The organism is Sphingomonas sp. R86521 (assembly GCF_042466235.1).
Taxonomy (GTDB): domain Bacteria; phylum Pseudomonadota; class Alphaproteobacteria; order Sphingomonadales; family Sphingomonadaceae; genus Sphingomonas.
This window is the reverse complement of sequence record NZ_JAXHBY010000001.1, coordinates 375558-391554: the sequence shown is the minus strand read 5'-3', so window position 1 is coordinate 391554 and position 15997 is coordinate 375558. Positions and strand designations below refer to the sequence as shown.

Below are 15997 nucleotides of genomic sequence, written 5' to 3'. Positions count from 1 at the left end.
ACCGCGACCGATGCTGTCAAGCCGGCCGGCGCGAACGCCGACCGGCCCGCGGTCAGCGCGCGAAGGAGTCCGCGCGCTGGCCGAGCAGCGTCACTTCGACGCGGCGGTTGAGGCGCATGCCCGCGGCAGTGGCGTTGGTCGCGACCGGGTCGCGCTCGCCGTGCCCGACGACGCTGAAGCGGGCGCGGACGACGTCCATGTCGTCGAACGCCTGGCGGACGCTGGCGGCGCGACGTTCCGACAGGTCCTGGTTGTGCGCATCGGACCCGCGCGAGTCGGTGTAGCCGTCGATCGCCACGCGGACGCCCGGATTGCCGCGCAGATAGCGCGCGAGCGGGCGCAGCTTCTCGATCGCGCCGGGACGCAGCACCGCGCTGTCGGTCTGGAACAGCACGTCCTCGGACAGCGTCAGCGTGGCGCCGCGCGGGGTCTGGCGAAAGCCATAGTCGCGCATCGCGCCGCGATCCCAGGTGGTGGTTTCCGTGATCACGGTCTCTCCGCCACGTGGTCCACCGCCCCGGGGCCCGCCGCCATGCCCTCGTGCATAACCGTCCCAGTCGAACCGGGCGCGGCGTGGGCCGGCGAGGCGGGCGAATTCGCGGTTGGCGTCGCGCGCTTCCCGCGGGCTGATCCGGCCGTCCCCATTGGCATCGAAATTGGGCATCACGAACGCGCGACCGCGCGGCGAATCCCGCAATTCCGGAAACAGGATCGGCACGCCGGCGCCGGACAGCCGATAGCCGTCGCGCGCCCAGGGCGGGTTGCTCATGTCGTAGCGGGCCTGTGCGAACACCGGCGTCGCGCCGGCGGCGAGCATAACGGCTCCGATGGCCGCACGTGCGATGAAATTGGTCATACTGGTCTCCATGGCCCCCGCCATGACCGGTGGCCTACGGCCCGCCGCTTGAACGCCCGGTGAGCCGCGCCGACAGCCGCGGTTCAGACCGCGATATGTGTCGCGCCCGTACCGACGTCGGCGAACAGCGCCTCTTCGGTCCCGGTCATCCACACCTGGCCGCGCCCGCGGAGCTGGTCGAACAACGCCGCGCGGCGTGCCGGATCGAGATGCGCCGCGACCTCGTCGAGCAGCAGTACCGGCGGCCGTCCGGTGCGCACCGCGACCAGATCGACATGCGCCAGCACGATCCCCAGCAGCAGCGCCTTCTGCTCGCCGGTCGAGGCGAGCCCCGCCGCTTGCCCCTTGTCGCGGTGCGTGACGACCAGGTCGGCGCGGTGCGGGCCGACCAGCGTCCGCCCCGCCGCCGCATCGCGTGCGCGGCCGTGGCGCAGCGCATCGAGCAGCCGCAACGCATCGCCGCTCCATCCCTCGAGCGCGAGCGCGGCCCGCGGGAACACCCCCGCTGCCTGCCCGGCCAGCGCGTCTGAAAGCAGCGCCACCGTCTCACGTCGCGCCGCGTCGATCGCCGCGCCGTGCTCGGCCATCTGCGCTTCCAGCGCGGACAGCCATTCGCCATCGCCATCCTCGGCGAGCACGCGGTTGCGCGCGCGCATCGCCGCGTCGTAGCGCGTGGCGTGCACGCCGTGCGTGCTCGACAGCGCCAGCGTCAGCCGGTCGAGGAAGCGGCGACGTTCGCCCGCGGGCTCGACGAACAGCCGGTCCATCGCCGGGGTCAGCCACAACACGGTCAGCCATTCCAGCAGCGCGTTGGCCCCGGTCGCAGCCCCCTGAATCCGGACCAGACGCCGTTCGGCGGCCCCCGCCTGCGTCCCCGTCGCCAGCGCGACGCTGGAGTCGATCGGTGCCAGCGCAGCGGCAGGCTCGATCGGGGCCAGCAGGTCGGCGGCGACGCCGAACCCGCCGGGCCCGCCCTGCCGCGCGATGTCCGACAACGCCGCACGACGCAGCCCACGCCCGGGTGCCAGCAGGGACACCGCCTCGAGGATGTTGGTCTTGCCGGCGCCGTTCTCGCCGGTCAGCACGACGAACCCCCGGCCGACCGCCAGCGTCAGATCGGCATGGTTGCGGAAATCGGTGAGGACGAGGCGCGACAGCATCGCGGTCGCCTTAGCCGCGACGGGCGGACGCGCCCACCCCCGCGTCGGGTATGGGGCTAGAGAGATATCCGAGGCCCCCACCCCCCGGCTACTGCATCAGCCCGGGACGCCCCAATTGGCTTCCTCGTTCGCAGCCTTCGCCGTGCGGACCAGATGCTCGACATAGTTCTGGAAGATCGGGACCGTGAAGGTGACCAGGGTCGGTTCGCCCTTCGGCTCCTTGAACGTCAGGACGACGAAGCGCTGACCGTCCTCGTCGAGGACAAGTCCGGCCTCCATCGCGCCGGTGCCGCTGGGGGTAATGATGGCCGCTGCCACGGGGAAACCTCGCTGGTCGTAAGCGTGCTGCCATAGCGGCACGCCGGTGTTTGGCCAGCGCGGCGTGCCCCCGGGTGGCGCGATCAGCTCGGCTGCGCTTCGCTTTCCGCTTCGTCGGGGCCGCCTTCGGTCGGCATCATCGCCTTCGTGTAGGCCGCGGATTCGTCGGCAATGCCTGCATCGATCGATGCATCGGCGGTGGCGCCTTCCAGTACGGCTTCCATGAACGCTGCCTGTTCCGCTGCGACGCCCGAGCCGGAGGGCTGGTTGGCGAGGTCGGCGAAGGTCTGCGGCTCTGGCTTGGTGTTCGGGGTATCGTCGGTCATCGCGAGCTCCTTTTCTCGACCCACAACGCCCCGGCCCCGGGATCGGTGCCGTTCGACGAGGCGCAGCGCTTGCCTGGAACCGTCCAGGATGCTGAATTCGCTGGGGCACAACAGGACGCTTGAGGGCAGGACATGGACACACGAACGATCCGGCTAGCGTGCGCGACGCTTACGATGGTCGCGACGGGATGCGCGCAGGCAGCTCCTTTGCGGTCTGGCCTGTACGAGGAAATGGTCCTCTCCGTCGACGCATCGGGTCGCCTGGTGGGCCGCTATTTCATGGAACAGGGCGAGGGCGTGGTTAAGCGCTGCGACTTCACCTTCGTCGGCCAGGTGCGGGGCGGCGAAGCGGCGGTGCGCGTCTTGGAAACAGCGGCCGGCCCCGTGCGGCATCCGGTCGGCCGGGTCACCGCGACGGCGGACGGCGTCACGCTGCGATTGCCGAAGGCGGGCAACCTGCCAGGCTGCGGGCTGGTGATCGGGCCAATGGTCGAGGAGCCCGGCGGAATGCCGCTCAGCCGGACCGGTGCTGGCGGCTGGACAGGCCTGGCGCAGGTACGGAGTCCGCGCGTCGCCTTGCGTGCGACGCCCGACGCAGCACCTGCGCGCGCGTATGTCGTCAGGGGCGACGTCGTCGGCGTGGTGGAGCGTCGGGGCAGATACGTCCACATCCTCTACCCGTCGGAGCGTCGGAAGCGATCGGAGGGCTGGGTTGCGGCGACCGACCTACAGCCGCTCGGGCAATAGCCTGGGCTTTTTGCGTTCGCGCGGAAGGATGAGATGAAGGAATGGTGGGCGATGACGGGCTCGAACCGCCGACATTCTCGGTGTAAACGAACAGTCTGTGACGGTTTGTCTCGTAAACGGCCGATTTCATAAGGGAACGAAGCAGAAACAGCCGTGTACATATCGGGGCTGTGCTGTCCACTTGCTGACCACCCAGTTGGCGTGCACCGATGACGGGTCCGCGACCTCATCGTTGGCTTGGCGCCTCGCGACTGCTCGATCCGAACGCCAACGTTCACCGCAAGGCGTCGTCAGCGGCTTAGATTATGCCATGTTCGATCGGACAGAGGATGCAGCTCACGATATCGGATCACGGGAGCCTTCGCACGGCGGTCGGCTTGTTGCCCACCTTGATGCGTTCATGCGTCCGGATCCATTCGCGAGCGTGCGCATCGATTTCCGCCAGGATGATGTCGAGCGATCCGAGCGCTGCGATGAGATATTGCGGGTCGTACTTCGCGTAGACCGCCGTCATCGGCTGCAGGTCGGCGGGCCGGTGGCCGAGGAGTACGGAGAGCTCCTCGCCCGGCACGCCGCGCCGACGCAGTTCGGTCGCGATGGTGTGTCGAATGGTCTTGGGGATGAGCTCCGCGGGCAGCTCCAAGGCGCGTCGCATGGTACGCCAAGCCCTGCCGCGGGACTTCGGCGCGGCCGCGTCGGGCCGCTCCGACGCTTCGGCTCGCCAGACGTCGAGCATACGAGCGAGCCGACCGGGTGCGGGAATGACAGGATTGTGCTTCTTGGTCCGCGGAGCCCCGTGGGGATGGAGATCGATGAGACCGTCCTTCCACTGCGCGACCGGATCGAACGCGAGAGCCGCCTCCGGCCGGCAGGCAGTACCGATCATCAGCCAGAGCCACCTGCCGAATCCCTTGTCGACCGTCTGGCTGTCGCCATGTGCCGCCTGCGACCCGAAGCCGATCATCGCACCCAGGGTCTCCAGTGACATCCGAAGATCCCGTGGTGGCGAACGATGCTCCTTCAGCACGCCCGGCACCTTCAACGCGACGGCTATCCGCTCGCGATCCACGGCGTGGTTCAGCGAGGCCCGGACGTCGTCGAGATTGCGCTGGACGCTTTCGCCCTTCACGCCTTTCGAGACGGTCGTCATCTCGCGGCCCAGCCAATCGACCGTGAAGCTGTGGGGACTCATCCTCCAATCGATGAAGCGCCGGAAGACCGCCCTCGTCAGAGCCGGGAACCGTACGCGGACTCCTACCTCGTCCTGAAGCAGGAATCCGATGAACGCGCGCAGGCTGCCGGCGATCGTATCCGGATTCCGAGCGTTGCACCCATGCTCGCGCCAGTACAGGAACAGGTGAGGAAGAACCTCCGCATCCTCGACGGCCTGCGGCCTCTTCGCTCGTGCCGTCTCCACGTAGGCATGGATGGCGGCCTTCGCGGCCTCTAGGTCGCTAGTCCGAGTGCTTTTATATACGACCGATCGTCTGTTGGCGGAGTAGATGGCGATCTGCCAGACTTCTGCCGCCCGGCCGTCGCGCCGCCTGTCGAGCCAATGCTCCCCGACGACGTAGGGCGAACCTTCTCTCGACAATTCTTCAGCTCCTCATTCTCGGCGTGTGTGGCCATCTCGAGCGCGCCCAGTCTTGCGAAGGCGTGCAGTTCGGCGTTCGTCAGGTGCACACCGGTACCGTTGCGGAGAGCACGTCGGAACTTCGCCGCGATGCCGGCAGCGGCCGCCTGCGCACTGAATGCGCTGGCGTCCGAAACGGTCTCGACGGCGTCGCCGAACGTCTCGTTCGCTTTCGTATCTTCCTGGGCCATGCCCTCTCCGTTCCGGCCTCCCTTCATCTTTCCCAACTCTTGTCGCAGGCTCTGCCGGACGCTATGTTGTCCCCGTTCCCGCGAGACCGCGGCGAGCACCCCTCGCGTACCGTCGAGGCGCTTGGCGAAACGGCGGCGTGGTGCGCCGCGTCGGCCGACGGGGTCGCCGATGGAAGCGGCGCACCGTCCGGCGATCGCCGATAGGACGCCGTCGCTTGCGGACAGGGTGCGGTGAAGCTCATGAAAAAGCCTTAGCAGCCATGCCGCTGCACAGGCGGCAGTCGCGCAAACTGTCTCATTGAAATTCGGCGAAGAGACTGCTCTAGGTCGGCTACTGGGAAGCCGCCGCAGTCCTGGGCGCGAAGCGGATGGACCGTGCCTGCCGTCGACTTGGGTCAATTCGACGAGCTCGGCTGATGAGCCCCCATTTGGACGGAGACGCGAAGTGGACGCAAAGCCTGATCCGACGCGGCAGGCGGCACGGACGCCCGCCTCATCCGGTCTACTGGCCGCAGCCATTGCAAGCCGAAGGATCGAGCTCGGATGGACCCAGCAGGAATTGGCAGAACTTGCCGGGCTGACGAGAAGGACCGTCTCGCGTGGCGAGACGGGTCTCCCCTTGACGCCCAGAACCCGGCTCGCGCTCGAGAAGGCCCTCGAGACGACGCTTCCAGGAAAGCGGCCTGTAGCGAAGGCAATCCTCCCTCGAACTGCCATCGTAGGAAAGTTTCTTCGCGAGATCCGTCTTGGGTTCCCTCATGGAAAGTCTCCGAAGGGCGCTCGTCGAGATCGAACGACCCTCGCGATCGCGGCTCAGGCGCTCTTCATATCTCCGAGCCAGCTCTCACGTCTCGAGCGCGGACTGGCTGCGCCGAGGAATCTCTTCGCTGTCGAGGGGCCGGAGGGAGATATCGTCGACTTGGAAACCAAAGACTGGAGGTCGGCCATCTATGGACCTCACCTGGCCAAGATCCGCGACCTTGCGTCCGGCGATGGCCGCAAAGGTCGCTTCCGCGACTGACGTGCCCAGCTTCAAAGGGCGCCGCCTGTGTTTCAACGAAGCGCATTCGCGACCAATCGCAGTGGGGACACGCTCTCTGCTCGGGCCGCCATGAACTCTCGACCCGGCCGCGGGAGGATGCTCGTCGGCTCTGGATCCGAAGGCGCCTTCCAGAAAGTGAAGGAGGCGAGCCGGCGGCGAACAGATCCGCTTGCAGCAGTCCCGATTCTACGAACCGCTCGTCCGCTTCGGTCGATGGAGGGCAAGCCAGACCGGAGCGGCACGGCACGCCTCTTCCACTATGCGCGCCGCCACGGGCGCAGCGCAGGGATCGCAGGAACCTGCGCGCGCCAGCGTTCCGACGACCCGGTCTCCACACTATGCAGTTCAGGCTATAGGAGGAGGCTCAGCTCACGAACGGCTGCCGCCCGATCAGGCTCACCGAGCCGTTCCTTGCAGGTCGGGCGGTCGACGAGATGGCGTTCGAGATCGAATTGGTCGTGCACGCTGGCGTGAACGCGCGATCGCGCTTTTGCGAGCATTCGGGAGGCTGAACCCGAACATACGTTTCACCGGCGGCGGGGATGCGTCGTTTCAACGGTCCGCCGCCGCCGCCACTTTGGCGAGTGTTCAGGCATGTTCAGCTGCCGAGTACGTGACGGACGGTAGAGAGCGCCTGGCCGGTCCGGGTTCGCAGTTCGGAGTCGATCGAACACAACGTCTCTATCCGGTTCTGAAGGATCTCCGCTTCACGCTCGTCCAGAATCGATGGTCGACCTACGCGTTTCCTGCAGCCCCGACTTCGATTGGCAAAGTCGCGGAGGAAGTTGTCCTTCCCCCGCATTGTCTCATCCCGCCTCGGGGGTCTTTGCCGTACGAGCCTTGCGAGGCGCTTTGGGAGCGTCGCTCTGGACCTTCTGCCCGGGCTTGCGACCTAGACCGATCGACTTCGCCATCGTGCGACGCGCTTCCGAGTATGCCGGTGCAACTATCGGGTAGTCGGCCTTGAGATTGTAACGGGCGCGATATTCTTCAGGTGTCAGGCCATTCGTCGCCAAGTGACGACGCAACGTCTTGTACGACTTGCCGTCGATCATCGAGATGATGTGATCGGGCGAGGCAAGCGACTTACGAGCAGTGACGGCGGGTTCAAACGTCTGCGTCGGCTCTTCCGGTGCTGCCGGCGCGGAAGCGGTCGAAAGCTGGGAGACCGCAGCATGCATCGAGACCAGGAATGCCGGGACGTCATCCGCGTTCGTGCGGGTGTTTGGATTGGCCAACCACGCCGCCGTCAGCTCCGCAGCCAATTCGATCGCGTTGATTTCTTCGTTCATGACTGTCTCGATTCAATGGGACTGAAGCAACCTAGGTCCATACCCGATCCAATTCAAGTTTCCACTGGGCGATGCGGAGTTGATGCGCAGTTCGATAACGACAAGACCGAAAGTCGAAAGAGGAAGCCGAAGATCCATGCCTGCAAACGCTGGGGAGAGGTCACGGACGCGATCGTGCGAGCTGTGAACGCGAAGAAGGAGAAGGTGGTGTTCACGCTATGGGGCCGGGACGCGAAGAGGAAATCGAGATACGTGACGGGCCGCAGCACGAGGTCTTCGCCACGAGCCGTCCTCATCCGGGGAGCAGATCATGCGGCGCAGCTGCAGCTTCGAAGCCGCGCCAACCCTGACCATGATGCCGTCGTGACGACGTCGTTCGGACAGTCCTCAGCCGGTCACATCGCTAACGACTTTGCCGGACGCCCCATTCTGCGGATGGCGGCAGGCGTCGAGCGGCGCCAGAGCCGTCGAGAACCATCCGAAGGCCTGAGCGGCAGATCCTGCACCTCCGGCGGAATGCTCCTGGATTTCGAGGTACCGTCGTTCGCCAAGTGCGGTTTTCCGATCGAGATCGCGTGAGTGTTCGAGGACGGCCTATCGGACGAACAGCTCATCAGACCTGCCCCGGGCCGGGATGACCGGAACCCCGACTCCGAAGGGGTCCACGGCATCCTCCGCCCTACGCTCGAGCGTCACGGCGCCGCGCACGATGTCGTCACCCGCCGGATGGTGGAAGTGCTCACAGGTCGCGACCTGCTGGCTTCGCCGCCCAGTTGGAACGGCAAATGGCTTAGCGCTATTCTGGGCGCCGCCGACCTTCCGCAGCACGTGCTCAGCCTGAGGCATACGGAGGCGGCGCAGCGGGACACCGCGAAGAACCTGCTCGCCGACGTGGGCCCGCCGGAAGCGCTCGACGCTGCGGTGGCACTGGATGACGACTCCCTTCGTCGCGGGTCAAGATGGCGTCCGCCAGGGGCGCTGGCATACGCTGACCGATACGGAGCAGGGACGCCGTTGCCGAACGGGATGCCCGACCTGCACGCGCAGGCGTTCTTTGCAGATCATGTCGAGACGATCTCTTCGGCGAGGGCAAGCGCGGACGCGATCCGCGGCGTCAGGTCGGCGATGGCGAAGTCCGGGTGAGCAGGCGAGCGCGGGATCGTCGTGACGAGCCATCCGGTCCAGTCCTCGTCCTCCATCCAGACGAATCCGCCGCCCCCCTCCGTCGCGAGAGCCTCGTCCGCCGTCTCCACCGAGAACGCGAGCTGGGTCTGGGACTGATCGAACGCGACGGCGCTGAAGAACGTATGGAGCCCTCTGACATGGCGGAAGGCGAAGCTGCCTTCGTTCCAGCAGGATTCCGGAGTTATCGCGAACTCCTCGTCGAGGGCTTCGTCGATGGTGGCGGGCCGCCACGCCGGACCGAGCCCGGCTCCCCAGGTGGCATCCCAAAGCGCGTGCATCGCGATGGCCCAGTCGTACTTCGTCAGCTCGGCGGCCGCGCGGGCCGCCAGATAGTCGGCGAGCTCGTTCAGCCTGAGGCCGGCCGGAAGACTCCCTGGGCGGGCTTCGAGCAACGCGTCGACGGCCGCCCGCATCGCCGGGTCCGTCAGATAGGCGTTCACCGTGGCGGGGACGTCGAAACTGCGTTCGGCTGCGTCAGTCATGAATGCGATCCCATAGCGTGCGGCGGAAGCGGCGGAACTCGTCGTCATCTGTTTCGTCATCGAGCTCGCGCTCGAACCGCCGAAGCAGCGACGACCAGTGGAGCAGGCTCCAGCGGCGGTTTCGCGCCAGGCGTGCCGTCGTGGTGCGCGAGCGCTTCGGAGCGAGTATCACGAGGCAGCCGGTCGCGGCACGGTCCTGGGTCTTCGATCTGACGACCAGTCCATCGGCTTTTGCGCGAAGTGCATACGCAGCGAGCGGATTGGATCGGAGATCGTGGCCGAACTTGGCTTCGACGACCGTTCCCCACGTTCGTCCATGAGCCTTTCCGGTCACGAGGAGATCGATCCGGCCGCCCCCGACTGGAACCTCCGCGAGTGCGCGGACGTCGGCAAGTGCCGCAGGCCAGCGGATGTCGTCGTCGATGGCCCTCAGGAAGGCCAGGGCACGGGCCGCGCCGCCCTGACGGATGAAGTATGCCAGCCCGCAGGTCGCCTGCGGCTCGGTGATGCGAAGCCAGTGCAGCGGGGCGTCGTGCAACGGGTGGCGTGGCGAGTCGAGGCCGAAGAACCGGGAGACCGCGACGAGGCGTGTTCCGCGGGGTTCGAGCAGCGCTCGTAACGGATCCACCACCCCTAGCGCGTCTCGCGCCTGCAACCCGATACGCTGGCCCCAGCTTCTGAGCGGGAGCAGGCTCCTGCTTCGCAGCCTGGGATCGAGAAGGATCGGGTTTAGCCAGATCGGCGGGAAGGTCATCCGATCGGTGTAGCTCTCGATCGACGGAGGGTTCAACGGCTTTGGGAGGAGCGCCAGCGCCGGGAAGAACTTCGAACTTCGTCGCCGTGCGTGTCGACTTCGGATTGGTTGCGGTCCGATGTCCGTAGGCGGCATTGTGCGGCCCGCGCACGATCGCCTGCATGTCGAGCCAGGCCAGATCGAGCTCCCGGTCCGCTTCCCGGCCCCCCGATCGACGCCGTTGCTTCGATCGTTCCCCTGTCGACCCGAGACCGTTCGCAAGTGACTGGACGATGCATCGGTTGGTAGGACGACCCCATGCGGCGACTACGACGCCGCCGCTCTGTGGGCGCGATCCGCAGCAGAAAATCTCGCGACATCGTTCCGGCGGGACCGTAAGCGGCCGGAAAACCGGCAATCGGGCCGCAAGGGCTGCCGGCCGTCCGACCCGCCGCGCTGCGTCTGCTCCAGTCGGCGAGCGCCCCCTTTCGCGAATGCCGAAGACGGCTCCGGACCTGAACCGACCGATCTCGCGCGAGGACCAGCCGCGCGACCCAGCCAAGATCCGGCAGGCCGACTCATGACGCGCCGGACGCGTCCCATTGATGGCCCTACGTAGGCACGTCATGACCGCCGACGGAGGTTTCCTGGCCTTGGCCAAGCGATCATGTGCACATCAAGCGAGCCTGAAAGCCATGTCTAGCGTGCACGAGGCGGGACTTGCTGTTAAGAAGCCGTCCAGACCTTGAAAGCGCCGAGATTAAGAGTCTTCGTTCGAAATTCCGTTTTCCGAACAAAATAATTCAACGGCGTGCTTTAGACTGTCATGCCAGACTTCATCTTCGGATCCTTCGACTCCCAAGAAATCGCTGGCAGCACCCTGATTTCCAAACGGATCGGTCATACCATCGTTCTCAACATTTATAAAGTTCGCAGATACGATAAGATATCTATCTGATGAAATATCCTTAAATCCAGAGAATCGAATTGCTACAACATCACTCGACCTCGCCCAGACATGGAATTCTTCATAGAACCTATAAGGTGTCATCTACTTTCCAATCTTGTTGAGAGCGGCATCGTAAGTCCTACTTATGATCGAATATCCCAGCAGATTACGGCGGCTCGCCCTTCCACGAAATAGCGAAGCCGTCATAATAGCTGAATCTCAGCATTGGTTTTACCCCCCCCCCCGCGACACCGTCGTCTTTCCGCAGGTTCGCACTCGTCGGGATCCGCCCCAGATTGTCGGCTCTCGGATCGGCGCTGCCCACGCTCGGACTGCTCATACTGCTCTCGGACTGGTCCTTCGACCGGCCCTGCCAGTTCAAGCGCGGAAGATGGCTTGCGGCCGAAGCGGCAGCTGCGGAACCGCATGCTGCCCGCGATCCTGACGGGACACCGAAGGGGCGCCGCGAGAGGGGGGCTTCTCGGCGGGGCACCAAGCGGGTAGGCTCGATAAATGACGTCGCCCAGGCCATCCGGGAGGGTTGTTTGTCGCCGATGGGCGATTGCTACTTCCCGGCGCCGTCGGACAGTTTGGTGAACAGTCCGATCTCCGCGTAACTTGGTTTACATGCGATTGGATCTGTACACCGAACTGATCGGTCGACGGCCGAACGTCCTGTGAACTAAAGCACTTTCAACCCGTCGGTGCGCCTAGAACGGCTTCCACGGCGTCACGCGGCGGCATCCCGCGTCGGGCTATCCTCCTCATCGAGGCAACGCGGCGCGCGAGGGACCGACGACTGAGCGATGGAGCGTCTTGATCCACATCGCGATGGCTGCGAGTGATCGATGCTGCTCCGGCTGTCTTAGGTAGATCGTTGTGTACTGTCCGACCGCGCAGGACCGGTCAACGCGCCGAGCCACCGGCATCATCCCGAACTCGTGACTTCGTGGATGGTCGCCCGAGTGCGGTTTTCCAAGACGTGCAGTTAATTCCAAGTTCTCAATTCCGGGATCTGCTGATGCCGAGCACTTATTGAAGATCAAGGCGGCTCATCAGATTTGCGGGCAACCCCAGCCGCTTCCAGACTTCCGGCTGCGCGAGATCCGAATGTCGTCGGTCGAGCATCCGCGTGAGAGCGGCAATCGCTCGACTCTGCACTCGCTCCGCTTCGATGGCCATCGTCGCGATATGGGCAAGGGCATCTTCGACCATTGGGGTGGAGGTCGATGCGGTCTGCGAGAAGACGATTATCGCGTGCTGGCCGACGGAATCACCAGGGGCGCCTGTCAGAGCGCAATAGTCGACGGGTCCCTTGCCATTGATTATCCTCGCGGCCGCGATCGTGTCCCGCACTGCGGGCGACGTGCTGGCGCTTTCGAGTCTCGGCTCGAGCCGCTTGGCGAATTCGGGTAGAAGAGATCCATCCTGAGCGACCATTGCGAGTGCTGCAACCATGATTCCGTCGCGATTGCTTGCGGCAAGCAGGGACTCGGCCGCAACGCCCAGGTGCGATCCTCGCTGGCCGAGGGACAGATCCGCATCCTCTCCCTGCGCTGCGACGTAATCTAGCAGGGTCGGATCTCCGAGCGCTGCCTCGTCGAGGATGCTCAGAAGATCTGCATCCAACGGGCGGCTCAACTTCGTGGCGGGTCCGAAAAGATGCATCCATTGCCGCGGGGTCAATGGCTGCTCCGTGGCTATCCGCGGCAGGATGAATCCGAGCATCCACCTGAGCAGTTCGAGCGAAGCTCCCTCGGGCGCTTCGAAGGCAGCGTTCAGCAGCATCTCCAGCCAACCGGGTTTCGCCGCGGGGCGATGGGAGAGCGATATGCTTCCGACATAGGGCATTCCGCAGTCGGCGATCCATGCGTCGAACAGGATGCCGCTGCTCCAGAATGCGAGATCTGCTTCGTTCATGCCCTTCTCTGCAAGCCGCTCCTGTCCGTCGATCCATTCCTCCTCGTCGCCGAAATCCCCGTCGTGCAGAGCGGCTACGACCTCCAGCGAAGGTCGTCCGTTGGCAACGATTCTGGCCAGACTCTCCAGCGGCCATGGTAGGTTGACGAGCTTGGCGAGCTGAAGCTCCATCGGATCTTCGAGCATGCTGACGAAGGCCGCCGTCGTTTTTACGGAAGGGCTGGTCAGGTAGTTAGCCACGCCATGGAACAGGGCCCAAGGCCTGGTTGCCGGAGCGTGGAACTCCGGAAGGAGCTTCTCGTCGGCCATCGGCGTCAGGCTAACGGAAAGGTTCGCATCGAAGGTCGGCAGGACGTCGACCGAGATGCTCTCGCTCTTCGTTCGGCCTAGCAGAGGTCTGAGAAAGGGGTACCGTCCAGCTAATTGTTCGACGAATTCCCGTTGGCTCGCGTCGAAACCGTGTCGCCAAGACCGTATTTCCGCGGGGGATGCTTCGTCCAGGTATGCTGAAATCAGTTCGGCGGTGCGGGATGGGACTGGAGGCATTTCTCCGCACATCATCACGTCGAGCCGAGCTTCGCCACACGTCGGCCAATGCTCCTGCGACAGACGATCGGCCCAGTCGTCACGTTCTTCGATGCAGGGCAGCAGGACCGCCCAGGCCGCACGGCGCTCGCTGCTCCGTTCCGTCGTCAGATGCGGAGAGAGCATTTTCCGCGCATCTTCTTCACCCAAGGAGGCTATGATCCCGGAAAGGCGACCGTCGGTTTTCGTGCAGACGGCAAGGAGTTCGAGGGCATGTCTGGACAGGAGCTTCCGATAGAGCGGCTGGTTCGTGCCGAGTCCGTCCGCCAGGAGGTCCAGTGATGTCAGCGCGCCCTGGCGAACGGCGCGCGTGCCGGAACTCTCTTCGTCGAGTTCGCGGTTGATGGCGAGCACGGCGTCCCTGAAGCGGACCGCGTCGGTTGCGGAGAACGCCTTGCTTGCGGCGATCCGGTATACGTGCTGCCAATGGGTCCGTCCGGCGATTTCCTGCAGACGGCAGCGAACCTGTTCGTCGCTGCCGCTCATGAGTTCGGCCGCGGCCATGAACTCCTGCAGCGACCTGACGTCGAATTCTATCTGTCCCTCGATGCGCTGTTCAAGGAACACAAGCCTGTCGGTTGCCGCGAGTATTATCGCCGAGGCCAGGTCTCGAAGGGCACTTCCGTCGTATCCTTCCTCCTCGAGCAGATCGGTGGTGACTAGTTCCAGCCGGTCTCTGCCGATGAAGGCGTGCGCTTTACCGCCGAGTTCCGCCTCGACATGCAGAAGCAGGCCGACACGCCCGAGAAGCCTGACGATGAGTGGCTCCTGCGCACGCACGATGTCGCCGCCCGGCCCGGTCTTTTCCTGTTCCCGCTTCATCACCACGGACAGATATTCCGCGAACAGGGTCCATCGGTCCGTCGGGGCAGTGCCTCGCTGATCGACGAGTTGAAAGAGTATCGCGACTTGGAGCGGGCTGACCATCAGCCTGGCGGTGGCATCGTTTTCGGCAGCAGCGGCCAGCCTGAGCAGAACGGTCTCACGGCGTTCTTGGTCGGGGAGTTTTGCGAGAGCGACCCTTTCCGCATAGGCCAGAGCCTGACGGGGCGTCAGGCGCGACATTTCGAGTCGAAGCCAGAGGGACGGATCGAGATCGTCGTTGTATCCTTGAGGCCTGGTCGTGATCGTCATCGCGATGTCGGCGTTCCGCGCGCCGGCCTCGTCCCAGAAATCGAGTATGGCTGCGATGACCTCTCGTCTCGCGCCCGAAGGCGGAACCTCGTCGAGTCCGTCGAGCATGATGAGGAACGGATACGCTTCCAGCCAATCTCGAAGGATCGCGACGTCGAGCGACGGACTCGATGTCACGGCTGCCATGCTCCGCCCGACGAACTCGAGCAGCGATAGTCGACCGCCTTCCTGCTCCGCCTTCGTGAGCGCGTCCGCGAACAGGGGCAGATCGATCCTCAGCGGATACCGTCGTACGCCTTCCAGCGGCACCTCGAGCTCCGAGAGCCTGGTGGCGATCGCTGCGACCGCCCGGACGGTGTCGGGTGCCAGCGATGCCGGCTTTTCCTCCCGCAGCAGGCGGAACCGCATCACCTGACCGAGGAATTGGGTGATCGTGGTCTTCCCCTGTCCCGGGCCGCCCAGGATTAGGAAACGGTTCGTCAGTGCGAGGTGCGAATCCGGCCGGCCTGTCTCGATCGTACGCGGGTCCAGTTTCAGAGCGACCGCGTCCAGAAGCGAATGCAGTATTCCTGACCCGTCCGTCGTTTGATCGGGCTGTGTCCTAAGACCCGACAGGCCGCGTGCCCTGTCCTTGTCCACCAGGAACGGAAGGTCGATGAAGAGGTCTTCGAGGAACGTCGGGGCGTCGCCGACGTGGCCGGCCTGCTGGAGACGGGTCGTGCGTTGAGAGCGAAGTTCGCGCTGCAGATATAGCAGCATCGTCGCACCGAATTTTGGGATCTTGGCATCGAAGGACCGGTATACCGCAGCGAGGGCCTCCCTTCCGCCCAGCCAGGCGCCATAGCTTCTGAAGAGATCAGGATGGAGATCGAGCAGGGTGGCGATCTTCTCCTCGTGCCAGACGTCGAAGTCCGTGACGCCGAGCGGCCTTAGATACTCGTCGAAGGCGTCCTGCAGCTTCTCCTGGCCGCCCTTCCGGCCAAGGCCCTTAACGCCGGAGAGACGGACGTTCGTCGCCAGCAGATAATGATCCGGGATATCCCGACCGCCCAGTTCGTAGCGTTTTGCCTCCGTCCGTAACTGCCTCACCAGCCATGACGCGTCGTCCTCGGCTCCTTGAGCGCGATGCCGGAACTTGGTTTGCAGCACGGTACGTCGCTGCCATGGCGATAGCGGGTTTGGATATGGGACCGCGCCGACGAATTCCGCCTCGCGCCCTCCATCGGCGCCATCGCCGAAGATCAGAAGCCCCGACCCTAGAACGGCTGCGGCGAGCGCCTGTGTGAACTGTTCGAAGGATCGGGACGAGAAGTCCACAAAGCTGATGTCGGGCATGGCGCACGTTCATCGGGCTGTGCCATACCGTCAACCCCGGCTTAGGGACTACGGCGAGCCCCTCGCAGTCGACGCGAGCATCTCACGCCGCCATTCAGGCGGACTCGGA

14 protein-coding genes are annotated in these 15997 nt (G+C 64.8%); 5 read left to right on the top strand and 9 right to left on the bottom strand.

Going from position 1 to position 15997, the window contains the following annotated elements:
• Positions 1-52 precede the first annotated feature (52 nt).
• From SJY20_RS01890 to SJY20_RS01875, 4 genes are all read right to left on the bottom strand, one after another.
• Positions 53-856 (bottom strand): OmpA family protein, encoded by an 804-nt coding sequence (locus tag SJY20_RS01890; protein ID WP_380784917.1) that lies wholly within the window; start codon positions 854-856, stop codon positions 53-55.
• An 83-nt stretch (positions 857-939) separates the two neighbouring features.
• Entirely contained in the window at positions 940-2016 is a 1077-nt protein-coding gene (gene recF, locus SJY20_RS01885) for a DNA replication/repair protein RecF (RefSeq protein WP_380784916.1), read from the bottom strand.
• 96 nt (positions 2017-2112) lie between these two features.
• Entirely contained in the window at positions 2113-2334 is a 222-nt protein-coding gene (locus SJY20_RS01880) for a hypothetical protein (RefSeq protein ID WP_380784915.1), read from the bottom strand.
• 83 nt (positions 2335-2417) lie between these two features.
• On the bottom strand, positions 2418-2660 hold the full coding sequence (locus tag SJY20_RS01875) for a hypothetical protein (protein ID WP_380784914.1): 243 nt from the start codon (positions 2658-2660) through the stop codon (positions 2418-2420).
• A 132-nt stretch (positions 2661-2792) separates the two neighbouring features.
• Here SJY20_RS01875 and SJY20_RS01870 point away from each other — a divergent pair, with 132 nt between their 5' ends.
• Positions 2793-3407: a hypothetical protein gene (locus SJY20_RS01870; RefSeq protein ID WP_380784913.1), complete on the top strand. Its 615-nt coding sequence runs from the start codon at positions 2793-2795 to the stop codon at positions 3405-3407.
• Positions 3408-3756: 349 nt separating this feature from the next.
• On the opposite strand, the gene SJY20_RS01865 is transcribed toward SJY20_RS01870, so the two are convergent.
• On the bottom strand, positions 3757-5001 hold the full coding sequence (locus SJY20_RS01865) for a tyrosine-type recombinase/integrase (protein ID WP_380784912.1): 1245 nt from the start codon (positions 4999-5001) through the stop codon (positions 3757-3759).
• Positions 5002-5063: 62 nt separating this feature from the next.
• Here SJY20_RS01865 and SJY20_RS01860 point away from each other — a divergent pair, with 62 nt between their 5' ends.
• Together SJY20_RS01860 and SJY20_RS01855 are read left to right on the top strand one after the other, a co-directional pair.
• The gene (locus SJY20_RS01860; RefSeq protein WP_380784911.1) at positions 5064-5435 is read left to right on the top strand and encodes a hypothetical protein; all 372 of its coding nucleotides are present in this window, start codon (positions 5064-5066) and stop codon (positions 5433-5435) included.
• A gap of 241 nt (positions 5436-5676) precedes the next feature.
• Positions 5677-6252, top strand: a complete 576-nt coding sequence (locus SJY20_RS01855) for a helix-turn-helix transcriptional regulator (RefSeq protein WP_380784910.1) — start codon at positions 5677-5679, stop codon at positions 6250-6252.
• A gap of 827 nt (positions 6253-7079) precedes the next feature.
• Here the strand turns inward: SJY20_RS01855 and SJY20_RS01850 are convergent.
• On the bottom strand, positions 7080-7565 hold the full coding sequence (locus tag SJY20_RS01850) for a MucR family transcriptional regulator (protein ID WP_380784909.1): 486 nt from the start codon (positions 7563-7565) through the stop codon (positions 7080-7082).
• A 15-nt stretch (positions 7566-7580) separates the two neighbouring features.
• Between SJY20_RS01850 and SJY20_RS01845 the strand changes: the two genes are divergently transcribed.
• Complete coding sequence (locus SJY20_RS01845) at positions 7581-8144, top strand: hypothetical protein (protein WP_380784908.1); 564 nt, start codon at positions 7581-7583, stop codon at positions 8142-8144.
• A complete protein-coding gene (locus SJY20_RS01840; protein WP_380784907.1) occupies positions 8145-8708 on the top strand; it encodes a transcriptional regulator in 564 nt (187 codons plus the stop codon).
• Here SJY20_RS01840 and SJY20_RS01835 read toward each other — a convergent pair.
• The 3 genes from SJY20_RS01835 to SJY20_RS01825 all read right to left on the bottom strand — a co-directional run bounded on the left by SJY20_RS01835 (position 8627) and on the right by SJY20_RS01825 (position 15888).
• Positions 8627-9232: a hypothetical protein gene (locus tag SJY20_RS01835; protein ID WP_380784906.1), complete on the bottom strand. Its 606-nt coding sequence runs from the start codon at positions 9230-9232 to the stop codon at positions 8627-8629. The two genes, SJY20_RS01840 and SJY20_RS01835, sit on opposite strands and share 82 nt — an antisense overlap.
• Positions 9225-9986: a hypothetical protein gene (locus SJY20_RS01830; RefSeq protein WP_380784905.1), complete on the bottom strand. Its 762-nt coding sequence runs from the start codon at positions 9984-9986 to the stop codon at positions 9225-9227. The genes SJY20_RS01835 and SJY20_RS01830 overlap by 8 nt, the downstream gene beginning before the upstream one ends.
• A 1960-nt stretch (positions 9987-11946) precedes the next feature.
• Positions 11947-15888 carry an NACHT domain-containing protein gene (locus SJY20_RS01825; protein ID WP_380784904.1) on the bottom strand — a complete coding sequence of 1314 codons (3942 nt, stop codon included), beginning with the start codon at positions 15886-15888 and terminating at the stop codon, positions 11947-11949.
• Between the last annotated feature and the right edge of the window lie 109 nt (positions 15889-15997).

Excerpts from the sequence above, each read along its gene's own strand:
- recF (WP_380784916.1), bottom strand. The coding sequence starts at position 2,016 with ATGCTGTCGCGCCTCGTCCTCACCGATTTCCGCAACCATGCCGATCTG.
- SJY20_RS01845 (WP_380784908.1), top strand. The coding sequence starts at position 7,581 with ATGGGACTGAAGCAACCTAGGTCCATACCCGATCCAATTCAAGTTTCC.
- SJY20_RS01830 (WP_380784905.1), bottom strand. The coding sequence starts at position 9,986 with ATGACCTTCCCGCCGATCTGGCTAAACCCGATCCTTCTCGATCCCAGG.
- SJY20_RS01870 (WP_380784913.1), top strand. The coding sequence starts at position 2,793 with ATGGACACACGAACGATCCGGCTAGCGTGCGCGACGCTTACGATGGTC.
- SJY20_RS01825 (WP_380784904.1), bottom strand. The coding sequence starts at position 15,888 with ATGCCCGACATCAGCTTTGTGGACTTCTCGTCCCGATCCTTCGAACAG.
- SJY20_RS01875 (WP_380784914.1), bottom strand. The coding sequence starts at position 2,660 with ATGACCGACGATACCCCGAACACCAAGCCAGAGCCGCAGACCTTCGCC.
- SJY20_RS01850 (WP_380784909.1), bottom strand. The coding sequence starts at position 7,565 with ATGAACGAAGAAATCAACGCGATCGAATTGGCTGCGGAGCTGACGGCG.
- SJY20_RS01835 (WP_380784906.1), bottom strand. The coding sequence starts at position 9,232 with ATGACTGACGCAGCCGAACGCAGTTTCGACGTCCCCGCCACGGTGAAC.
- SJY20_RS01890 (WP_380784917.1), bottom strand. The coding sequence starts at position 856 with ATGACCAATTTCATCGCACGTGCGGCCATCGGAGCCGTTATGCTCGCC.